Genomic DNA, 22,418 nt, shown 5'->3' on the forward strand with positions numbered 1-22,418 from the left:
TACCGGGAGAGAATATTAGGGTTGAACCCGAACACGCACCGGGAGTGGAACGATGGTAGAGCCATCCTCCAGTGTCAAGCGGAAGTAAAACTGAATATCCGTTGGCGTAGCGGTAGCACTTGGTACCGGCAAAGTGCCAGGGCCACCAGTGGTAGCTGGAGGACCAGCGGGACCAAAGTTAGCAGGAGTGCCTTGGGAATTGCGGTAAGCTAGGTAGTCAGCCAGCGTTGTGGTGAACGTGATGCTGTTAGAACCATTGCCTACAATTGGCGTCACAGTACGCGTGCCATTCACAATGCGTGAATTCAGAGCGGTAATAGCAGCCGTACTATTGAGGTTGGTCAGGGTGATGGTTGCGAAAGGACCGGTGGCCACTTTCGAAATCTCCCGGATTGCACCAGCACTGGCAGGAATCTCCATTGTAATGGTGATGTTGCCACCGCCAGCCACAGAGGTGTTAACTACCGGATACCGCTCAAATGCATCAGCATTCGTTACCGTTACGGGGATAGCAGCAATGCTATCCTCTACCGGACCTAGGTTGTCGCCATAGTCCTTCTCGCATGAGAAAGCTCCGAATGAGAGCAAAGCCAGTGCGTAGATTTTGAAAATATTTCTTTTCATGAGAAGCAAAAGTTGAAGGGGGGGAATCAGGAATGCAACAGACTAATCGATATCCCACCAAACGCGCACATTCGTACCGGGTACCGGATTTGGTGCATTGTTGGCGTTACCCGATAGCTCGGAAGCGGGGTAAACGAAACGCACAGGAATAGCTGACGGATCGTCGCCTTGTGCATTTTGAGCTAGTGCCAGACGGGGGAAACTAGTACGACGGTAGTCGTTGTAGGCTTCGTAGCCGTTTCCAACCCACGCAATCCACTTTTGCGTTATGATTTTGTTTAGCTTCTGCTGCGTGCTACCTGTCAGGTTGGCTACTGAAGGATTAGCTGCGAAGTAAGCTGTTACTGCGGCGTCTGCTACACCAGCTTTAGTCATCGAAGCACGGATGGCCTGCTGATACAGCGTCTGAGGATCACCAGCGGTACCTAGAGTCAGAGCCGACTCAGCCCGGATAAACAGAGTTTGGAAGTTGGTCAGCAGACGTACGGGCGCCTCACCAGAAGTGCCAGTCAGGTACACGCCATACTTGGAACGGTTACCAGCCGTACGGCTCGGAGCGGCAATGTTATTGCCGTTTTGGAAACCCGTGAACGTCAGGAAAGCCGGAGTTGGCACACCATTCACCAAGGGGCCAGGCAGCGTCGTCAGCGTACCAGTAGTATTGACGGTAGCAGTTGGCGTAGGGGTAGTGGTGAAGAAGAAAGGCAGACGTGGGTCGTTCTTAGTACGCATGCTATCCAGCAGACGCTGGCTCAGCATTTGGTCATCTAAGCGGTTTACGTTGTTGAAGCTATAGATGGGGTTCTGGTTACCAACGTTAGTACCGAAAGCTACTTGGAAGTCATCAGAGTTGCTGGAAATATAGCTCGCCGAATTAGCCAACACTTGGTCAATGATGGTTTTTGCCAGAGCCGGCTCACGACGGCTGACAGTGTTAGCCAGCTTGAGCAACAAAGTGTTGCCCATTTTCTTCCATTTAGTCAGGTCACCGGCGTAAACTGGGTCATTAGCAGCCGTTGGAGCCAAGGCGCTGGTTTTGTCGAGGTCAGCTAAGCCTTCCTTCACCAGATCGAACAGGCTCTGAATGCCTTGTGCCTCGTTGCCTTTGTAGATGTCCTCCTGCTTGTCGAAGCGAGGCTGGAGGTTGTCCAAGCCAAGTAGTGCCTGTGAGTAAGGAATGTCACCCCATAGGTCCGTGACCATGGCGAAGTTGTACGCCTTCAGTAGCTTACCAATACCAGCAAAAGCCGGGCTGTTGGTCTGGTTAGCTATGCGGATCATTTCCTGAGCATTCTCCAAGGCACCGGCATACTGCTCGAACTGCCACTGGTTGTCGAGGCCACCCCGGATGTTGTACACATCATAGGCTAATGCTTGGTTTGCAGTACCAGCAATGTGCTGTACCAGCAACGAGGTGATACGGTTGATTTCGTTGCTGTTGGAGAAAGCAGTCGTGACTACCGTGCTAGTGAACAGTACTGATGCAGGTACTGACGTAGGGTTGTTCGGGCTGTCGTTGACGTCGAGAAAGTTATCCGTGCTGCAACCAGAACTGCTCATAGCAACTGCTGCTGCGAGCGAGAGGCCTAAAAACTTATTGTATTTCATTTCAAAGAAGGAAAGCAAGAATTACAGACTGAAGCGAATGTTAACACCGTAGTTACGGGCATTAGGCGCGCTTTGCAGCTCCAGACCCCGAATGTTGCCAGCACCCTGAGTGTTTACTTCTGGGTCGAAAGGAGCATTGGGAGCATAGTAGTAAAGGTTACGGCCTGACAAGGAGATACTCGCTTGGCCGAAGGGGGTGCGCTCCAGCCACTTTGTCGGCAGCGTGTAGCCCACTGAGAGTTCGCGCAGACGGTAAGCAGTAGCGTCATACACGTTCAGGTCGCTTTGCAGGCCGAAGGATGCCCAATAGCTCTGTGCGTCTACCTGAACATCATTCGGACGGAATGTGGGTTGGCCATCTGAGCCTACGCCTGTCTGAATAACACCCGGAATCACCCGTGGAGCCTGCCGGTCTTTACCGGTTTCTTCCAACGAGCCGTTGCCCTTGAAAGTGCCCGTCGTGAACGAAATAACATCGCCACCTACCACAGCATCAACGAGTACCGAAGCGGAGAAGCCTTTGTAGCTAAACGTGTTGGTGATACCACCCTGCCAGTCGCGGTTCGGATCAGCAATAACTTGGTTGGTCAGTTCCGGCGCAAACAAGCCAGTTGCACCATTAATGATGTACTGACCGTAATACGGGCTGTTTACGTCCGTTACAGTGGGCTTCTTGTTGCCGCGGATTACGCCATACGCTCTGTCCACTACATAGGAAGGAATCGTGCCTGTGAAGGCGTTGCCATTGATGGCAGATTCCGTCACCCCTTCCGAAATGGATTTCACTACGTTGCGGATACGGGTGTAGTTAGCCGAAATATCCCAACGGAAGTCGTTGGTCATTACGGGCGTAATATTCACCAACGCTTCTACCCCTGTGTTTTCCATGCGGGCGATGTTGGTCAGACGGCTTAGGAAGCCGCTTGAGGGTGCCGTGGAAACTGGGATGATCTGGCTTTCGCTGATGGTCTTGAACACGGTCACGTCTAAGTTGACACGACGCTGGAAGAACGATAGTTCAGTACCTGCCTCGTAAGAAAGCGTGAATTCAGGCTTCAGGATATTGCCACCACCTAGGGTATTGCTGATGTCAAAACCAGCATAGGAGCCGAAGGGGAAGTTAAGGTTAGCTACGTTGTTGCCCTGAGATCCTACTGAGTATGTGGTCAGCAGGGAGTAGGGGTTAGCGTCCCGGCCTACCCGGGCAATGTTGCCACGGATTTTACCTTCTGTCAGGATACCGTCAGGTAGCTTGAAGGCGTCGGTGAATACGAAGCTAAGCGTAGCCGATGGGTAAAGGAAAGTGTTGTTCTCCTTCGGCAGAGTTGACGACTGGTCAGCGCGTGCAGTAAGTTCGAGGAACAGATACTTGTTGTAGTCCAGTGTCAGCTGACCGTAGTAGCCCAACAGACGACGCTCAGTTTTCTGCTCGTAAGTACCGTTTGAGAAGACCGTAGCGTTGGAAATGTTGTAGAAGTTAGGCAGTACAAGGTTGTCGCCTTGCGCACCTACCTCCTGATACCGGCGCTGGTTGATGTTCTGGCCCAACAGCAGGTTAGCTCCGATGCCTTCTGCAAACAGGTTTTCCTTTTTCAGCGTTACCAGCAGGTCACCGTTAAGTTCGCCACGGAAGGTAGTTTGCTCGATAACCTGGCCTGAAGGGGCGCGCTGAGCACCAATGTCGTATACCTGCTTACGACGGTCAGTGTAGGTGTCATAACCAGCCCGGTACGTTACGTTCAACCATGGCGTGATGTCATAGGCCAAGCTGGCAACGTTAATGAAGCGGTTGACATTGGACGTCGTGTAGTTACGGCGTAGGCTCCATAGCGGGCTTTCACCACCTGCGATGAATACGTTGCGACCCGCAGCATCGATGTAGGGCAAGCCTTGCAGGTTGTAGCTACGAGGAACCAAGTTCAGACGTCCGAACGGAGAACCACCATTGCCCTGCTGTGGCCCTAGTTGGTTGGTCTGAATAAAGTTTACAGACCCGGTGGCACGCAACTTGTTGAGAAGCTTGGTGCCGCCTCCGAGCTGAATGCTGGTACGCTTCAGCTCGGAATTCTCTGTTACCCCCTCTTGGTCGGTGTTATTGATATTCAGCGACAGGTTCTGGTCGGCGTTGCCACCTGCAATGTTCACGCCATTTTGCAGAATGCGCCCCGTCCGGAAGAAGTCGTTGATGTTGTCTTCGTAGGCACGATAATCCTGAACGGTTCCGTTAAGGTTAGTCAGGCCGTTGTAAATCGTAGGAGCGGTGCCGAAACGCGGGCCCCAAGAGTTGGTGCTGCCCGTATTAATATCGCCGCCAGTCAGCACGTTAGCACCGCTTGTGCCTTGTCCATAGTCGTTTTGCAACTTAGGCAGGCCATATACTTTCTGCTGCGAGAAACCGGATGTCACCGTTACTTCCAGCTTCTTATTAACCGACTGACCAGCCTTGGTCGTGATAACAATAGCACCGGAAGAGGCACGCGAACCGTACAAAGCAGCAGCAGCTGGCCCTTTCAGGATGTTGATGCTGGCAATGTTCTCCGGGTCAATATCCAGCGCGCGGTTTGGGTTCTGAGAGCCGGTAAGCGTGTTGGCAGTACGGTCCAGGTCATTGCTGATCGGAATACCGTCAACTACGAACAGAGGTTGGTTGTTGCCCTGCAGCGAAGTAATACCGCGCAGGTTAATGTTGGTAGAAGCACCAGCAAGACCGCTCGAGGCAGTGATGTTTACACCCGCAACCTTACCCTGCAGAGCGCTCAGAACGTTAGGCTCTGATTTCTGCGAGAGTTGGTCTGCTTTGATTTGCTGCGTAGCGTAACCGAGCGAACGAGTATCACGCTCAATACCGAGTGCTGTTACTACTACTTCGCTGAGTTGCTTGGAGTCACCAGCCAGACCAATGTTGATCTGGTCTTCGGTTCCAACAGCACGCTCCACGGTAGTATAACCGATAGAGCTGAAAACCAGCGTACTGTTAGGAAGTACGTTGTTCAGAGTGTAAGTACCGTCCGAGTTAGTGGAAATACCGTTAGTAGTTCCTTTCACCAGTACCGTCACACCCGGCAGTCCCTCGCCGTTCTGACGATCTGTGACCCGCCCGGAAATATTCCGGCTTTGGGCTGACACCTCCTGCAAAGCGGAGGCCATGAGCAAAGTGCCCACGAGTATAGTTTTGTGCATGAAAAAGGGAATGAAAAAATGTGGGAAAATTCAGGTGAAATCCATCTCGCAAGTCAAATAATCACACCCAACAGGCGAGTTTGATGTTGCGAAAGCCGAATCTACAACCTGATTTGAGAATCCTCAAAAAAAACGTCTGAATAGTGATTGTAAATAATGCAAGCACGTCATTAAAAAAAGCTGATGTTTTTTAATACTGGCTGGGCTGCAACCGAAATTTTGTGACTTAAGACTGTCCCTGCTACTGGCAACAATACAAAAGCCCCGGCCAGAAGCCGGGGCTTTATAGATGCTCAGATTGTAAGATTCTGTTTACGGATTAACCCGGGTTTTTTCAAATAAGTCGGGTAGGGGGCTCGGAACGCTGGTGTTGGTGTTAGTTTCGCTTTGCGGATACAGGAAGCGCTGCGGTAGTCTGGGAGCTGTAGTGCTTTTCAGCTCCAGGCCCAGGGCATTGTTTGTGCGGCGTGCATCCGTGTAGGGCTCAATCTGGCCAATGAAGGTCACGTACCGCTCGTTCAGCACCTCGCGGAGCATATTGTCGCTTGTGCCGCCACCGGGAATATCAGCAAGGGTATACGCATCGTATTTGCCACCGGGGAATCGTTGGCGCAACGCTTGCCGATGCGCATTCAGCGCGGCTAGGGCACTAGTAAGGTTGTTCTGACGCGCGTATACTTCGGCCAGAATCAGCTGGTTTTCAGAATACGTCAGCAGGGGGAAGTCTTCGGCCGGGTCGGTCAGGCCCGAGATGAACGGCAGCGTATACTCATCGGGATTAGACGAGGCAGACGGACCGAAGAAGTAATTGAAACGCTCAGTTTCGTCGGTTTTGGCATTGTTGCGGTTGCCGGGCAGCGTAGGACGCGCAGGGTCAAGCTGCCGAGCTGCCCGCGAGCCATAGGCAGCCAAGTCGCCACCCCGCTCACTCTGGAACTGGTAGTAGAAGTTTTCGGCACCATCTACCTCGCGGTGAGGCATCAGCCAGTCGTTGGCTGGAGTGCTAATGCCCTGCAACGCCATCAGCCGGGCCGAATCGAACTTCTGTACGTGCAGGTAGTAGCGGGCCCGTAGCGTATAGGCAGCCTGTCTCCATTTTGTGGGGTTGCCGCTGTAGAAAATGTCGCGGTTGCCGGCGCCGCCGCCCTGCGTGAGACGAGCAATGCCGGATTTCAACTGCAGCTGCAAGTCGGCGTAAACCTGGTCTTGAGGGTCGTATACGGGATTAGGGAAGTTCAACCGGTCACCAGCCTGGCGGAACGGAATATCGCCGAACAGGCTGGTTGTGGTGCCCATGGTGTGCGCTTCCAGAATCTGGAAAATACCCGACAGCAGCGGGTTGTTTTCTTCCAGTGCCCGGGCCGCAGCAATCCGGCTCTGAGTCAACACATCCAAATAGATAGTAGACCACAGGTTGGAAAAGTCAGAGGTGGTGACAATGTAGCGGTTGACAGAAAGGTACTGCCGGTCGATGCCGGTGAACTGGTTGCTCCACATGGAAGCAATGCGTGCCGGCTCACCTTCGTGTACAAGGGCATCACCAAGCTGTACTCCCTGCAGCATGTTCAGCGCATCAACTGTGGCAGGGGAGTTAGGGCTGATGTCCAGGTCTTTCACAAAGTCCTGGCAGGCTCCCATTGTCAGGCCCAAAGCTGCCAACGGAAGGGTAATACGCTTAAATATGTTTTTCATTGAAACGGAAGCGAGAGATTAGTAGGTGAGCTTCAGACCGATCAGGAAAGACCGGGTACCTGGGTTGTTGAAATATTCCAGGCCACGGCCTGGGCTCTGGCCAGTAAGGTTCGTTTCCGGGTCTACGCCTTTGAACTCTTTCGTCCATAGCACCAGGTTACGACCAGTCAGCGTTACTTCCAGGTTGCTGAGCTTGGTGAAGTTGCGGAAGCCTTCGGTGTTCAGGTTGTAGCCCAGCGTGAGTTCCCGCAGGCGCATCCAGGTAGCGTCCTGAATATTCTGCTCTGCGGCCCCGTTGAAGCCACCGCCGATAGTGGTGTACCACGCTTCGTTTAGCGCTACCGGGCCCGCTCCAAAGTCACCGAGACGGCCACGGAACGTGTAGGTGCCATCGGCATTAGCGGTTACCGTAGACGCAATAGTATAGACAGTATTAGGGTCACCGTTTATTACCAGTGTTCTAGTGTTGGCCGCCTCATCCGGTTGCAAAGTCGTTTCTACAGCAGTGTGTTTCGATACGCCAAAGGAGCGTAGAACACCCTCGGTACCAGCCCAGATGTCGCCGCCCTGCTGCCGGTCAACCAGTGCGTATAGGCGCAGGCCTTTCCAGCTGAGCGTGGTGTTCAGACCCATTTTCCAGTCTGGGTTAGGGTCGCCGATGGCACCTTGCTCACGTGCTACCGTAGGGAAACCGTTGATATCAAGGGCCAGATTGCCGGCCTCGTCGCGGTTCCAGCGGGTGCCCCAAATAGTGCTGAAAGGACGGTCTTTGGCAACAACTGCCAGCGTATTAACGAAGCCGTTCAGCCCGATGAACTCAGCACCGGCTACATCCAGCACCATGTTTCGGTTGCGAGTCCAGTTGCCGCCCACGTTCCAGGTGAAGTCACCTAGCTTAAGAATGTCGGCGTTCAGGTCAAGCTCAATACCCCGGTTGCGAATCTTGGCGGCGTTAGCCCACTCGTTGCTGTAGCCCGAAGAAGGCGACGTAGGACGCAGGATAATAACGTCGGTGTTGAGGTTGCGGTAGTAGGTCGCACCGAGCGAAATACGGTCCTGCAGGAAACGCAGGTCAGCGCCAACTTCCACTTCCTCTTTCTGCTCGGGGCGCAGCTGCGAGTTGCCGCGCAGCGAGGACCGGTTGAACGAGCCGTTGAAGGCGCTGGCCAACGCCGAAACACCGAACCCGTCGCCGCTGCCGGACACGCCGTACACGTCCCGGACTACATAGATAGGTGGCTCCAGACCAACACGGCCGTAGGCAGCGCGGATCTTACCGAAGCTCAGAATCTTGTTTTCGGAGAGAATAGGCAGCTTCGTGAACTGCCACGCCAGATCCACCGAAGGGTAGAAGAAGCGGTTTTTCGTGTCCCGGCCAAACGTAGAGGAGTTTTCCAGACGGCCCGAGGCGTTCAGGAACAGCTGCTCATTGTATACCAGGTTGACGGTAGCATACCCCGCCGAGTTACGGCGCTTAGACTCGTAGTCGAAGGCCTGGGTGTTTTCGGAGGTAGCGTTGCCGAAGAAGCTTTGGTCCCGCACGTCCAGTAGGAAACGGCCGTACGTAGCGCCATAGTTGTATTCAATCCGCTGGTTCAGGTTCATGCCTACCAGCAGCGTGCCGCTGAGTTTTTCACTGAACGAGTGGCTGGCCCGGGCGAATACGTCGCCGTTCAGCTGGTTTTCCGAGTATGCTTCTTCTGTGGCAGAGCCGAGGCCCGCATTTTCAGCTGAGTTGATGGGGAACAGGTCCCGGCGCTCTTCCGCGTAGAAGTCGGCTCCGAAACGGGCCGTAATGCTCAGCCAGGGGAGTGGATCGAGCCCCAGTTCCGTGGAGCCGATGAAGCGGTCTACGCTGTTAGGCGCTTTCTGCTCGTTCATCGTCCAGAGCGCATTGTTATACAACGGGTTCTGGCTTTGTCCGATTTCGTTCCGGTAAGAACGCTGCCGGTTTACGCCCACCTCGCCAGTCGGGCTGAAGTACGTACCGATGTAACCCGACTGGTCGAAGTCAGGAGAAGTACGCAGCAGGCCCAGGTACAGGCCGCTGGTATTGGAACCCTGCTGAATACGGTTCGACGTGACGCGGCTGTACGTAGAATTACCCGCCAGGCGTACCACTTTATTGAACCGGCGCTCCGCATTCACGCGGGCCGTAGAGCGGCGGTAATCGGAGTTGTTACGGATGATACCTTTCTGGTTGAGGTCAGAAAGGCTTACATACACGTTGCTTTCCCGGTTGCCAGCGCTCAGGCTGAGGTTGTTTTCCAGGAAGCTGCCCGTATGGAAAATGTCATCAAAGTTCTTCTGCAGGAAGGTCTCGCGGCTGTTTTTGCGCAGAACCGGCTGGTAGCGAGTACCGTTTTTAGCTACAAAATAGCCTTGGTTGTTGCTGAACACGTCTGCTTCGCCACTGCGCGTAGAAATCTTGTCGCCCCAGCTATTGGCATTGTCTGACAGTCCCTGCGCTGCTGCGCCGCGCGAACCACGCCCGTAGGTGTCCTGCAGATCGTGCTTGTACGAGATACGGTCTATCGAATACGTAACGCCATACGTTACGCTCAGCTTACCAGCCTCGGTGCTGCCGCGTTTCGTCGTGATTACGATTACCCCGTTGGAGGCGCGTGAGCCCCAGAGTGCCGCTGCCGCAGCGCCCTTCAGAATCTGCACCGACGCAATGTCGTTGGGGTTGATGTCATTCAGGCGCGACTGTTGGGCTACCCCGGCCGTGTACGTGCCTTGTGAGCCTACCCCGGCCGACGTGTTGAACATGGGCACCCCGTCAATTACAATCAGCGGCTGCGTTTCACCGTTGATGGTGTTCTGCCCGCGAATCTGAATATAGGAGCCAGCACCAGGGTCACCGTTGGAGCGGGTAATGGAAATACCAGATGCTTTACCCGACAAGCCGTTGATGACGCTGGTTTCGCCGGACTGCGCCACAGCGGCGCCGGTTACGCGCGAAGTGGCAGTGCCCAGCTCATCCTTGTTCTCTTTGATACCCAGTGCCGATACAACTACTTCGCTCAATTGCTTGGCGTCTGTTTCCAGTGCCACGTTAATCACGCTGCCGCTGATGGGGCGCTCTACCGTGGAATAGCCCACAAAGCTAAACGAGAGGATTGTAGCCGAAGCAGGTACGTCCAGCGTGAAGGCACCGTCAGCATTCGTCGACGTGCCAATTGTAGTCCCCTTTGCCAGCACCGTTACGCCAGGAAGTCCCTGGCCATTAGCCCGGTCCGTAATCTTGCCGGAAATGGTTCTGTTCTGCGCGTCAGCCTGTTGCACTACAGCTGTAAGCGCCAGAGGGACCAGCAGTAAAAGTTTATTCATGTGGTGGAAAAATAGGTGAGTAGAAAAAACCGGGCGGAAAATACTCAAATTGCATGAAGGCGGAAACTTAAAGTGCTCAGCTTGGCAAAAAGAGTTAGCACCCAGATTCCGAAACCTCTATATTAGGAAGAGCCTATTGCTATTTAGTTATGTGTTTTATTAGTATATTGTAATGGGTTTATATTGAAAATTTGTTAGCGAGAAGGACTCTTTCAGAGTTTTTTCGCTACGTTTGGCGCTAACGTTTTCCGTTCACTCAAATTCACTCACCAAACACAGCTACATGAGAAAGATTCTCCTGAGTGCGCTTTTGGCTTCGCCTATCCTGATGCAGCAGGTGGCGGCGCAAAATCGCGAGATTACAGGACGAGTTACCGACTCGTCCAATGGACAAGGACTGCCCGGAGTTACGGTGCTGGTGAAAGGCACATCAGTAGGGGCATCCACCAACGCTGACGGGTCATTCTCGCTAAGCGCGCCGGCATCGGCTTCCACACTGGTATTCAGCTTTATTGGCTATCGGACTATAGAGCAGCCAATCGGCAGCTCTAACTCAATCAACGTAGCACTGGCCGTTGACTCCAAGCAGCTGAGCGAAGTAGTAGTAACTGCACTGGGTCAGGAGCGTACGCGCAACTCGCTTCCCTTTGCTGCCACGCAGGTAGAAGGAGAGCAGATTACGGTTGCCCGTAACCCTAACTTCATCAATGGTCTGTCGGGTAAAGTAGCAGGTCTGAACGTTCGCCAGAGCAACACGCTGGGCGGTTCGAGCAACGTAGTTATCCGGGGTACCAAATCCATCACCGGCAACAACCAAGCGCTGTTCGTTGTGGATGGCGTGCCGATCAGCAATGCCAACACCAACACCACCGGCCAGCAGACTGGCGGCGGTGGCTATGACTATGGCAACGCTGCAGCCGACGTTAACCCGGACGACATTGCGTCTATGACGGTACTGAAAGGTGCCGCGGCTACCGCCCTCTATGGCGAGCGTGCATCTAACGGGGTAATCCTGATTACGACCAAAAAAGGCCGCAAAGGACTGGGTGTTACCATCAACGCTGGTATCACCGGTGGCCGTATTGACAAGAGCACCTTCATCAAGTATCAGAAGGAGTATGGTGCTGGCTACGGCCCGTATTTCGATGAGGCTGACATCAACGGCGACGGTGTTCCGGACAACCTGGTGCAGCTGAGCGCTGACGCTTCGGTTGGCCCGCGCTTCGATCCTAACCTGCAGGTGTATCAGTGGAATGCTTTCGTTCCTGGTACCTCCAACTTCGGCAAAGCAACTCCCTGGGTAGCTGCTGCTAACGACCCCTCAGACTTCTTCGAGACGGCCGTAACGCTGAACAACAGCATCAACGTGGACGGTGGCAACGACAATGGCTACTTCAAACTGGGCTACAACAGTGTCCGTGATAAGGGGGTGCTGCCAAACAGCCAGGTTAACAAGAACATTGTCAACTTCGCAGGCTCACTGAACCTGACCCCGCGCCTGACGGCCAGTGCTTCGGTAAACTTCTCGCAAGTGTCCGGCAAAGGCCGTTATGGTACTGGCTACAGCGGTGCTACCAGCGAAAACCTGATGACCAACTTCCGCCAGTGGTGGCAGACCAACGTGGACATCAAGCAGCAGGAAGAAGCTTACAACTACCAGAACCAGAACGCCAGCTGGAACCTGAAAAGCCCAACCTCATCTGCTGCTCAATACTGGAACAACCCCTACTTCTCCCGCGCCAAGAGCTACGAAACGGACTCACGTTACCGCACGTTCGGCAACGTAGCCGCTACTTACAAGGTGACGGATTGGTTCAACGTGTTGGGCCGCGTGACGCTTGATACATACGACGAACTGCAGGAAGAGCGGTATGCGTTCAGCTCTGTAGGTGTGCCCAGCTATGGCCGTTACAACCGTAACGCCCGTGAGGCCAACTTCGACCTGATTGGTAACTTCTCCGCCAACATCAGCAGCGACCTGAACTTTAAGGGTTTGATCGGTGCTAACCTGCGTCGTGAAAGCTCCACTTCGGTACGTGCCGTTACGAACGGTGGCCTTGTGATTCCGGAACTGTACACCCTGTCTAACAGTGTGTCAGCCATAAATCCGCCGGTAGAATCGGAACTTCGTCGCGCAGTCGATGGTTTGTTCGCCAGTGCTACATTCGGCTACAAAGACATGGTGTTCCTGGACCTGACTGCTAGAAGAGATAAGTCTTCGACGCTGCCGGAAAACAACAACGCATTCTTCTATCCTTCGGCAGCATTGGGCTTTGTCTTCTCCGAGATGGTGAAGGAAACTGCTCCGTGGTTGTCGTACGGTAAAATTCGCGGTAACTACGCCGAAGTAGGACAAGGTGCTCCTATCTATAGCGTGTCTGACGCGTTTGACAAGCCCACGGCTTTTGGCTCAGTGGCTCTGTTCTCCGTTCCGAACACTAAAAACAACCTGGACCTGAAGCCCGAGCGTACCAAGAGTGGTGAGCTAGGCCTCGAAATGGCTTTCCTGCAGACCCGCCTTGGTTTCGAGGCTACAGTCTATCAGTCGAACTCCATTGACCAGATCATTCCGGTAAACGTTTCTACTGCCTCTGGCTATAGCTTCCGCTATGTGAACTCCGGTAACGTACGTAACCGAGGCCTCGAACTCTCGGGTTTCGTGTCTCCGGTTAGAAACGACAACGTAACCTGGACAATCAACGCTAACTGGACGAAAAACAAAAACCAGGTAATGTCTCTCTTCGAGGGCACGGATAACTTGGTAATTGCTTCTTACCAGGGTGGTGTTACGTCCAACGCTACAGTTGGTAAGCCCTTCGGCAGCATCCGCGGTTCAAACTTCGTGTATCTGAATGGTCAGAAAGTAGTTGGCGAAGACGGCTACTACGTACGGAGCGCTACTGCTAACGAGGAAATTGCTAACCCCAACCCCGACTGGACGGCTGGTATCTCCAACACCGTTTCATACAAAGGGTTGTCGCTGTACTTCCTGGTTGATATCCGTCAGGGTGGCCAAGTATTCTCGCTTGACCGCTCCTACGGTCTGGACACAGGTCTGAGCCCCGAAACTGCTGGTCTGAATGATTTGGGTAACCCTTCCCGTAACACAATTGCTGACGGCGGGGGTATCATCTTCCCAGGCGTGCAGGCTGATGGTTCGCCGAACACGGTACGTGCCGAAAACAGCGGTTTGTACCTGAACGACGACGGTGAGTATGAAGTAAGCGGCTCCACCGCTTATGGCACCACGTTCAACCCGGCTGCTGCTTTCGTATATGACGCCAGCTTTGTAAAGCTGCGCGAAGTATCGCTGACTTATTCGTTCCCCAAGTCGTTGGTGTCCAAAGTTGGTGGCGTTAAAGGAGTAGATTTCTCCATCGTAGGCCGTAACCTCTGGATCATTAACAAAGAACTGCCTTACGCTGACCCAGAGGATGCTGTAAGCTCCGGCAACTTTGGCCAAGGCTATTCTACGGGTTCTTATCCCGCTGTCCGCACCCTGGGTGCCAACCTCCGCCTTAGCTTCTAATTACACATGAAAAACCTGCTTATTGCCGGTGCGTCGGCCCTGCTGCTGACAACCTCCTGCGTAGATTCGCTGGATGACGACTATAACGTTGATCCTAAAAGCCCTACTACTGCACTTGCGTCAGGCTTCATCGCCAACGCTGAGCGCAACTTGGTTCGTACTGTTGTCAGCACGAACGTAAACATCAACCCCTTCCGCTTCTACGTGCAGTATTGGGCTGCTACCGACTATCCAACGGAAAGCCGGTACGACCTCAATACCCGTAACATTCCTACCAACTTCTGGAACCCGCTGTACCGCGACGTTATTCGGGATTTGCGCGAAGCAAAGTCGACGATCAACGCGGACATCAACCTGACTGCGGCCGCGAAAGCCAACCAACTGGCAGTTGCGGAGGTTCTGGAAATCTACACCTGGAGTGTTCTGGTGGAGACCTTCGGTAACATCCCGTACAGCCAGGCACTGGACTTCGCTAATTCGCGTCCTAAGTATGATGACCAGGCGGCCATCTACTCAGACCTGATTACCCGTCTGGATGTAGCCCTGGCACAATTTGTGCCTGCTACCGCTACCGGTTTGGGCGGCAATGACCTGATCAACGGTGGTAACACTGCCCTGTGGATCAAGTTCGCCAACGCCATGAAGCTGCGTATGGCTCTCACCATTGCTGATGTAGATCCTGCGAAAGCGAAAACTTTGGCTGAATCTACGGCAGGCAAGCTGCCGGCTTCCAACGCCGACGTGATTGACTTGGCTTTCAATGGCACGTTCCCGAACACCAACCCTCTGTACGAGGATCTAGTAAGAAGCGACCGGACGGACTTCGTTGGTACAAGCTTCTTCGTTGATCGTCTGAAAGGAACGGCTGGTCCGGTAATGGGCGCCGTTGTTGATCCGCGTCTCAACGATTACTTCAACCCCGTTACATCGACGACCCTGCCTGCAGGAACCTTCGCTGGTGGCAACTACGGTGCTACCAACAGCAAGACTACCAACTCGCAGCCCGGTGCCAAGCTGCGCGTGCAGACCTTGCCCGGTGTGCTGATGTCCTATGCTCAGGTTGAGTTCATGATTGCCGAAGCTGTGGCTCGTGGCTATGGCAGCTTCACGGGCAGCGTTGCTTCTCACTACGATGCAGCCATTACGGCTTCTATCCTGGAGTGGGGTGGTACTACTGCTGAGGCAACGGCTTATCTGGCTCAGCCAGGAGTAGCTTATGCAACGGCCGCTGGCGACTACAAGCAGAAAATCGGCTACCAGAAGTGGATTGCACTTTACAACCAGCCGACGGAAGCTTGGAAAGAATGGAGAAGACTCGACTCTCCAACCTTGGTTGCTCCTTCTTCTGCTAGATCTGCTATTCCAGTGCGTCTGCTTTACCCTGTGGTTGAGCAGAACATCAACGGAGCTAACTACAGCGAAGCTGCCGCCGCCATTGGTGGTGACGTAGTAACTACGAAACTGTTCTGGGATAAATTCTAACATCCTGGTTCCATAAAAAAGAGGCTGTCGAAGAATCGACAGCCTCTTTTTTTGTGCCTTACTCAAGCAAGCAGAGCGAGCAGCTTACTAATTCTGCATCAAATAGCCTTTGATATACTCATCCAGGTCTCCATCCAGCACATTCTGCACGTCAGTGCGCTCAATACCGGTGCGAAGGTCCTTGATGAGCTTGTAGGGATGCAGCACGTAGTTGCGGATCTGCGAGCCGAAGTCGATGCGCTTCTTCCCGGCTTCCACTACGTCACGGGCCGCGTTGCGCTTGTCCATCTCAATCTGGTAGAGGCGCGACTTGAGCATGCGTAGCGCGTGCTCTTTGTTCATGAGCTGGCTCCGCTCGATCTGAACGGCAATGACGATGCCAGATGGAGCGTGCGTGAGCCGGACCGCCGTTTCGACCTTGTTGACGTTCTGCCCGCCGGCACCACCTGCCCGAAATGTGTCCCAGCTGATATCAGCCGGGTTGATTTCGATTTTGATGGTGTCATCGATGACCGGGTAAGCAAACACAGAAGCAAACGAAGTATGACGCCGGCCACTGCTGTCGAACGGCGACATGCGCACCAGCCGATGCACCCCGATTTCACTTTTCAGGTAGCCATACGCAAACTGGCCGTCTATTTCCAGCGAAGCCGATTTGATGCCGGCGCCCTCGCCGGGCTGGTAGCTGACCTGCCGCACGCTGAAGCCGTGCTTTTCGCCCCACATGATGTACATGCGCATGAGCATTTCGGCCCAGTCCTGGCTTTCGGTGCCACCCGCGCCGGGGTTTATTTCAACGATGGCGGAAAGCTGGTCTTCCTCGGCAGAAAGCATGCGCTTGAACTCAAGCTGCTCCACCGCCTGCTGCGCTGCCTCAAACTCCTGCTGCATCTCCGCTTCGGTGGCTTCGCCTTCGCGGTAGAAGTCGAAAAGGACCTCTACGTTGCTCACAGCCTGTTCTACGGACTCGTAGTCGTCGGTCCAGACCTTCACGGTCTTGATTTCACGGAGTACAGCTTCTGCTTTTTTGGAGTCGTCCCAGAAGCCGGGAGCCGTAGTTTGCGCTTCGGTTTCTACTACCTGGGCTTTGCGGCTATCGTAGTCAAAGATACCTCCTCAGGGCCTCTGCGCGGCCCTTCAATTCCTTCACCTGGTCGTGGGTCATTAGGAAAGGTTAATGGGTGAGTGTTGAAAATGAAACAACCAAAGGTCGGGAAAAGAAAGCAGCCGGCCCTGTACAGGGCCGGCTGCTTTCTTTTCTGATTACCGAGGGCTTATACGGCAATCATCCAGTTGTGGGTGTCCGGCGCCTGACCGGTACGGATGGCGTGCAGGGCGGCACTTACGCGCAGCGAGAAGGCATCCTCGCCGGGCTGGGGCAGTTCGTGGTCCTGGCCCTGGTAGCCGATAACTGAAATGGGCGCAATAGTGGCGGCCGTACCAACCCCGAAAGCTTCCTGCAGGCGGCCTTCGGCCAGTGCCTGCATTACTTCTACGGCCGATACTTTGCGCTCTTCCACGCTCATGCCCCAGTCGCGGGCCAGTTGCAGCACACTGCGGCGCGTGATGCCATCGAGAATGGAGCTGCTGAGCGCTGGCGTTACCAACCGGCCGTCTATAATAAAGATGGCGTTCATTGTGCCCGATTCCTCTACGTAGCGGTGCTCCGAAGCATCGGTCCAGATGAGTTGGTTGTAGCCTTCCTGCTGCGCCAGCTTGGTGGGGTACATAGCCGCGCCATAGTTGCCCGCGTTCTTGGCGTAGCCGGCGCCGCCTTCTACGGAGCGTACATACTTCTCTTCGAAGCGCACCCGCAGCGGCTTGCTGTAGTACAGACCCACCGGGCAGGTGAAAATGAGCAGCCGATACTCGTTGGAAGGCCGCACACCGATGAAGCCATCAGTGGCGAACATCAGCGGCCGGATATACAGCGCGCTGCCCGGCGTGTTGGGCACCCAGTCCGCATCAAGACGGATGAGCTGGGTGAGCCCCTGCATAAACAGCTCTTCCGGAACCTGCGGCATGCACATACGCTCGGCCGAGGCATTGAGGCGGTGCAGGTTGTCGTAGGGGCGGAACAGTGTGATTTCGCCTTCCGCGTTTTTGTAGGCCTTCATGCCTTCAAAAATGGCCTGCCCGTAGTGAAGCGCCGAATTGGCCGGGCTCACCGATATATCACCGTAAGGCAGAAGCTGGGCATCCTGCCACTCGCCGTCGCGGTAGTCTACCACGAACATATGGTCGGAGAATATCTTACCGAACTCGATATGTTCGGGGTCCAGCTGTTGCAGGCGCGAAGCCGAAGTACGCTGGGTCCGGATGGTTAAGGTGTCGAGCATAGAAACGGGAAAAAAGGGGAGATGGGAATTGGGAGGGGTAAGCGGAGCGAGTTACTTCAATGAGAACGGCGTAGGCCAGTTCAGGGACACAGGAAAGCAGACCGAAACCTACATGCGTGGTTGCCAGGATACTTCTTCTGCCCCGAGGTCGTGGCCCATTTGCCGGCTTAGCACAAACAGGTAATCCGAGAGACGGTTTAAATACATGACGACTAGGTCAGCCACGAATGAGTCTTCGCGGAGCGCAATGACCAGCCGCTCGGCGCGGCGGCACACGCAGCGCGCCACGTGCGCAAACGACACCGACTGGTGCCCGCCGGGCAGAATAAACACGCGCAGCTCGGGCAGAACGGCGTTCATACTATCCATTTCGGTTTCCAGCAGTGTCACGTCGGCTTCGTGCAGGTCCGGAATCTTCATCTTCGACTTTTCCGGATCTGAGGCCAATGTGGCGCCAATCGTGAACAGGCGGTCCTGAATTTCCTTGAGCAGGTCGCGGCGGGGCGCATTCACGTCCTGGTCGCGCAGGAGGCCGATGTAGGAGTTCAACTCATCCACGGTGCCATAGCAGTCGATGCGTAGGCTGGACTTGGGGACGCGCGTACCTCCAATCAGGGAAGTAAGGCCTTTGTCGCCGGTTTTGGTATATATTTTCATAGAAAGCAAAGCAGACAACAGGCCGGAAACAGAACGTCATCTGCGCCGCCGGGCGGACAGTCGCCGCTTGGTTGTCGTGGCGAAGGTACCACATCAAGCAAAACAGAGACGCCGGGCCAAGTGCCGCAGATGACGCGTAGGAAGCAGACAGCAAAGCTGCCGAAATTACTTGGTGGCCTGCTCGTGGTGCGTGGCTATGTCAGTGTTTTCGAGGTCCGACTCCACGAGGCCGTCACGCAGGCGCACAATGCGGTGCGCGTAGCGGGCAATGTCCTCTTCGTGCGTCACCATGATGATGGTGTTGCCTTTCACGTAGAGCGCCTCAAACAGGTCCATGATTTCGTGGCTGGTCTTGGTGTCGAGGTTACCCGTTGGTTCGTCGGCCAGAATGATGCTGGGGTCGTTGACGAGGGCCCGGGCAATGGCGACGCGCTGGCGCTGCCCGCCCGACAGCTCGTTGGGCCGGTGCTTGGCCCGGGTTTCGAGTCCCACGCTGCGGAGTGCCTGCATGGCCTTTTCCTCGCGGTCAGACTTGCTGTAGCCCGCGTAAATGAGGGGCAGGGCCACATTATCGAGAGAGGTGGCCCGGGGAAGCAGGTTGAAGGTCTGAAAAACGAAGCCGATTTCCTTGTTGCGCACATCGGCCAGCTGGTTGTCGGTCATGCGGCTCACGTCCTTGCCGTTGAGGACGTAGCGGCCACCGGTGGGCGTGTCGAGGCACCCGACGATGTTCATGAGCGTAGACTTGCCGGAGCCCGACGGGCCCATGAAGGCTACATACTCGCCGCGCTGGATGGTGATTGTAACCGAGCGGAGCGCATGGATTTCCTCGGTGCCCATCCGATACATCTTTGAGATGTCGTGGGTGTCGATAACGGGGTTCAGCATAGCCGGGCCGGGTTAGTTCCAGGGGGCGGCCGCCGCAGCCTGAGCGGCACGGCGGGCGTCGTACAGTGTACGAAAGGTAGTGTATTCGGCTGGGGAAAGCAACGGGCGCAATTTGTCCAGCGACGCCGTGGCATACTCACTCAACCCGGCTGGTATGGCGGCCAGCGCGTAAGCTTTCAACAACGGAACAGACGCCGGGCTGACCTCCAAGGCTGCTTGCAGCACGCCATACGCGCCCAGATAATCCTGCTGCCGCGCATAGAAGTCGGCGGCGGCCAGCATGCCGGGCTCCAGGAACGGAGCTTCCTGCCGAAGGCGGCGGTAGAGCTGCTCGGCTTGCTTGGATTGTCGCAGGTTATCGGCCAGCGCGGCCCGGAAATACAGGCGGTAGGGCTGGTCGGCGGGAGCAAAGTAGCCCGATTCGGTTAGCTGGCGCAGCTCAGCGGTGTTTTTCTCCCGCAACAGCAGGTTGCCGCGCTCGATGTTCCAGGCGGAAGCTTCGTCCTGGCGCTGGGTAGCCTTGGGGGCCAGACGCGCCAGCAGTTGCTTTGCCGCACTGAGCTGGCCGCTCCGTATGCTGTGCGACACTTGGGCCAGGCCAGCCACTTGGCGGGCCACAGTGTTCCTGATAATTTCGGCGGCGGCTGATAGCTCCTGAGCCGGCAGCTCATGGCCACGCAACGTCAGGAACTGGGCTTTGTCGGCGTCGGGAGCGGCGGCGTACTGCTGCGGATATTCCAGCGCCAATACCCGCTGGAGCGCCCGGACCGGGCGTTGCACTGCCGTATCCGGATCTGCCAATAAGGCGGCTACCGCAGCGCGGGCCGAGTCGGTCTGCTGATTCAGGGCCAGCGCGTAGGCTCGGTTCAGGCGGGCTTCCGGGTAGCCGGGGCCAGTACGAGCTGCCGTGCCGAAATTAGTAGCGGCCGCACCGGGAGCGTGCAGTTCCAGCAGCCACAAGGCGGCCATATTCTGGTAGTAAGCAGCGCTGGCGGTGTTGCCAGCCATCAGCGGAGCCAGCGTAGTGCGAGCCGCCATTGAGGAGCCGCCATAGTGCTGTGTAAGGGCCCGCAAAAAGGTGAGCTGCTCGAAATAAGCCTCATTGCTGGGCCGCTGTACCAGCTTGGTAAGAGCCGGCAAGTAGGTAGTGTCGTGGGTGGCAGCGCGCTGCAGCGCCGCGTGGTAGAGGCGCGCAAACTCCGGCACGGTCAGGTTAGCGGCAGTATCAGGGGCGGGCAGCTTCGGCTGGGCTGTGTTGAGGGCAGGAGCCTGCTGGGCCAGTAGCAGCACATTGCTCTGCCAGGCCGCATCCTGGTTATCCGGCGAATCCTGAATCAACTGCTGGGCCGCAGCAACCTGCCCGTTCTGCAGCAGAAAAGCCAGCCGGTTGGTTTGCAGTACGGCATTGCCCGGATCGGCGGCTTCGGCTCGGTTGAGGTACCAGTTCACCGAGTCGGAGAGGGTGGAGCGGGAGTAGAGATGGGCGAGGTCGTTGTTGAGGCGGGCGCTGGTCGGGGTGCTTTTCAGGCCTTCCCGCAATGCAGCCAGCCGGTCGAAAAAGTCGGTCGGTTCGTTGTAGAGCGAGGCCAGGCGCAGGGAAATCTTTTCGGAAGGCCGCCGGCTCAGCGCCCGCCGCAGGATATTGATTTCGTTCTGGCGCTGCAGCCGGAAACGGTACAGCGCCGCGCGGCCCAGGCTGGCTTTGTGGTTGTGCTCGTCGAGAATGTCGCTTTCGGCGTAGTAGCGCTCGGCCAGCAGGGCCAGGCCTTCCCGCTCAGGCTCCAGCTCGCTTTGCAGGCGGGTCAGGTCGCCGAGGTTGTTGTAGTAGCCGGCCTGCACCTGGTATACGGTCTGGATGTTGTGGCGCAGCTCCACCGCTATTATCACCCCGATTCCTATCACGTACACGATGAAAAACGGCAGGCGACGCGGCGCATACACCACCCGATATACCCGCAGCCGCTGCCGGATGAGGGGCGCGAAATTGAGCAGGATGTACAGCAGATACGCCAGCCCGCCGGCAAACAGCGCCCAAGCCGTGAAGTGGCGGGCCGCCAGCAGCAGCGGGTCGTTGGCGGTGGCAAAGGCATAGCCGACAAAGGCCGCTGCCAGCAGCACCAGCACCAGATACAGGTAAGCAGCACCCGGCTTGTAAGGCAGCCAGTCGCCGTAGGAAGCTTCGCGCCGCTGCAGCCCCAGCCACCCAATGGCCACGGCAGGCAGCAGCAGCACCAGCGGGTCGAGGTGCAGGCCGGGCAGTAGCAGCAGGTCACCGTCGTTCCACAGGTACAGGCCCAGCGTGCCCAGATACAGCAGGCTCGCCAGCACAAACGGCAGCAGCCCGAACCGGCTGCCCGGGTTTTCAGCCTGCGTATTGAACCACAGCAGTCCGTTGATATTCTCCACGGCCACCCATAGCACCAGCAGCGCCGTGATAACTGCGCCCCCGTTAGTAGTGAAGCTGGCCAGATGCAGCGCCGTGGCTTCCAGCGGCAGTTCTGAGCGGTACAGCAATAGCGCGCTCAGGCCCGCTACCAGCACCAGAAAAACCGCTAGCCGGGTGCCCAGCGGCGTGTTTTCCCGGAAGGCGTGGAAGCCATAAGCCGGCAGTACCAGTACCACCAGCATCAGAATCAGGAAGTACTGCTCCTGCGAGTTGAAAATGCCCAGCAAATCGGCATTCAGCGACATAAGCAGGAAAATCAGCCCGGCCATGCCCGCTACAAAACCTATGCGCGGCAGCGTGCTGACCACCGCCAGGAAGTAGACCAGCGCCCCGGCCAGCAGCAGCAACAGCGCGTAAGCTGCCTCCGGCCGCACGTAGGGCCCAACTAGGTCGTGGGTTTGGGTGAGCAGGTAGCCATTTACGCGTACCGGCAGGGCCGCCAGCCCCACCCGCACCTGCGTCAGGATAGTCGGGACGGGCTTGAGCTGTGCCACCGCCTGCACGGGCAGGGCTGCGTCGTCGCCGGTGAAATAGTGGTAGACGGCCAGCAGCACGGCCAGTGCCGTGAGCAGGAAAAGGCCCAGCCACAGCGGGCTGCGCCACAGGGTGGGGCGGGGGGCAGGAAGAGAAGCAGGCACTT

The 22,418-nt window shown here is 56.0% G+C and carries 12 protein-coding genes; 2 read left to right on the forward strand and 10 right to left on the reverse strand.

The features are described 5' to 3' along the window. Positions 1 to 15: 15 nt before the first annotated feature. The 5 genes from BUE15_RS06100 to BUE15_RS06120 all read right to left on the reverse strand — a co-directional run bounded on the left by BUE15_RS06100 (position 16) and on the right by BUE15_RS06120 (position 10,437). Positions 16 to 624 carry a hypothetical protein gene (locus BUE15_RS06100; RefSeq protein ID WP_073282156.1) on the reverse strand — a complete coding sequence of 203 codons (609 nt, stop codon included), beginning with the start codon at positions 622 to 624 and terminating at the stop codon, positions 16 to 18. Between the two features lie 42 nt (positions 625 to 666). Next, positions 667 to 2,232, reverse strand: a complete 1,566-nt coding sequence (locus BUE15_RS06105) for a SusD/RagB family nutrient-binding outer membrane lipoprotein (RefSeq protein WP_073282157.1) — start codon at positions 2,230 to 2,232, stop codon at positions 667 to 669. Between the two features lie 21 nt (positions 2,233 to 2,253). Continuing rightward, positions 2,254 to 5,379 carry a SusC/RagA family TonB-linked outer membrane protein gene (locus BUE15_RS06110; RefSeq protein WP_244535890.1) on the reverse strand — a complete coding sequence of 1,042 codons (3,126 nt, stop codon included), beginning with the start codon at positions 5,377 to 5,379 and terminating at the stop codon, positions 2,254 to 2,256. 345 nt (positions 5,380 to 5,724) lie between these two features. Then, positions 5,725 to 7,104 carry a SusD/RagB family nutrient-binding outer membrane lipoprotein gene (locus BUE15_RS06115; RefSeq protein WP_084548862.1) on the reverse strand — a complete coding sequence of 460 codons (1,380 nt, stop codon included), beginning with the start codon at positions 7,102 to 7,104 and terminating at the stop codon, positions 5,725 to 5,727. 18 nt (positions 7,105 to 7,122) lie between these two features. Further along, positions 7,123 to 10,437, reverse strand: coding sequence for a SusC/RagA family TonB-linked outer membrane protein (locus BUE15_RS06120; protein WP_073282161.1), 3,315 nt, complete (start codon positions 10,435 to 10,437; stop codon positions 7,123 to 7,125). A gap of 283 nt (positions 10,438 to 10,720) precedes the next feature. Here BUE15_RS06120 and BUE15_RS06125 point away from each other — a divergent pair, with 283 nt between their 5' ends. Beyond that, positions 10,721 to 13,966 carry a SusC/RagA family TonB-linked outer membrane protein gene (locus tag BUE15_RS06125; RefSeq protein WP_073282163.1) on the forward strand — a complete coding sequence of 1,082 codons (3,246 nt, stop codon included), beginning with the start codon at positions 10,721 to 10,723 and terminating at the stop codon, positions 13,964 to 13,966. A gap of 6 nt (positions 13,967 to 13,972) precedes the next feature. After that, positions 13,973 to 15,448 carry a SusD/RagB family nutrient-binding outer membrane lipoprotein gene (locus tag BUE15_RS06130; RefSeq protein ID WP_073282165.1) on the forward strand — a complete coding sequence of 492 codons (1,476 nt, stop codon included), beginning with the start codon at positions 13,973 to 13,975 and terminating at the stop codon, positions 15,446 to 15,448. 87 nt (positions 15,449 to 15,535) lie between these two features. Here BUE15_RS06130 and prfB read toward each other — a convergent pair. The 5 genes from prfB to BUE15_RS06155 form a co-directional block, all read right to left on the reverse strand. Beyond that, a protein-coding gene (gene prfB, locus BUE15_RS06135; RefSeq protein WP_211617591.1) for a peptide chain release factor 2 occupies positions 15,536 to 16,613 on the reverse strand; the annotation gives its coding sequence in 2 pieces (ribosomal slippage) (positions 15,536 to 16,552 and positions 16,554 to 16,613; 1,077 coding nt in all). 109 nt (positions 16,614 to 16,722) lie between these two features. Next, positions 16,723 to 17,787 (reverse strand): branched-chain amino acid aminotransferase, encoded by a 1,065-nt coding sequence (locus BUE15_RS06140; RefSeq protein WP_073282169.1) that lies wholly within the window; start codon positions 17,785 to 17,787, stop codon positions 16,723 to 16,725. Positions 17,788 to 17,895: 108 nt separating this feature from the next. Next, on the reverse strand, positions 17,896 to 18,444 hold the full coding sequence (locus tag BUE15_RS06145; RefSeq protein ID WP_073282171.1) for a cob(I)yrinic acid a,c-diamide adenosyltransferase: 549 nt from the start codon (positions 18,442 to 18,444) through the stop codon (positions 17,896 to 17,898). 165 nt (positions 18,445 to 18,609) lie between these two features. Further along, positions 18,610 to 19,332, reverse strand: coding sequence for an ABC transporter ATP-binding protein (locus BUE15_RS06150; protein WP_170865201.1), 723 nt, complete (start codon positions 19,330 to 19,332; stop codon positions 18,610 to 18,612). 12 nt (positions 19,333 to 19,344) lie between these two features. Next, complete coding sequence (locus BUE15_RS06155) at positions 19,345 to 22,416, reverse strand: hypothetical protein (RefSeq protein ID WP_073282173.1); 3,072 nt, start codon at positions 22,414 to 22,416, stop codon at positions 19,345 to 19,347. Positions 22,417 to 22,418: the final 2 nt, after the last annotated feature.

Source organism: Hymenobacter psychrotolerans DSM 18569 (genome assembly GCF_900142395.1).
Lineage (GTDB): Bacteria > Bacteroidota > Bacteroidia > Cytophagales > Hymenobacteraceae > Hymenobacter > Hymenobacter psychrotolerans.

Coding starts and splice junctions, on each gene's coding strand:
- BUE15_RS06100 (WP_073282156.1), bottom strand. CDS start 624: ATGAAAAGAAATATTTTCAAAATCTACGCACTGGCTTTGCTCTCATTC.
- BUE15_RS06105 (WP_073282157.1), bottom strand. CDS start 2,232: ATGAAATACAATAAGTTTTTAGGCCTCTCGCTCGCAGCAGCAGTTGCT.
- BUE15_RS06110 (WP_244535890.1), bottom strand. CDS start 5,379: ATGGCCTCCGCTTTGCAGGAGGTGTCAGCCCAAAGCCGGAATATTTCC.
- BUE15_RS06115 (WP_084548862.1), bottom strand. CDS start 7,104: ATGAAAAACATATTTAAGCGTATTACCCTTCCGTTGGCAGCTTTGGGC.
- BUE15_RS06120 (WP_073282161.1), bottom strand. CDS start 10,437: ATGAATAAACTTTTACTGCTGGTCCCTCTGGCGCTTACAGCTGTAGTG.
- BUE15_RS06125 (WP_073282163.1), top strand. CDS start 10,721: ATGAGAAAGATTCTCCTGAGTGCGCTTTTGGCTTCGCCTATCCTGATG.
- BUE15_RS06130 (WP_073282165.1), top strand. CDS start 13,973: ATGAAAAACCTGCTTATTGCCGGTGCGTCGGCCCTGCTGCTGACAACC.
- BUE15_RS06140 (WP_073282169.1), bottom strand. CDS start 17,787: ATGCTCGACACCTTAACCATCCGGACCCAGCGTACTTCGGCTTCGCGC.
- BUE15_RS06145 (WP_073282171.1), bottom strand. CDS start 18,444: ATGAAAATATATACCAAAACCGGCGACAAAGGCCTTACTTCCCTGATT.
- BUE15_RS06150 (WP_170865201.1), bottom strand. CDS start 19,332: ATGCTGAACCCCGTTATCGACACCCACGACATCTCAAAGATGTATCGG.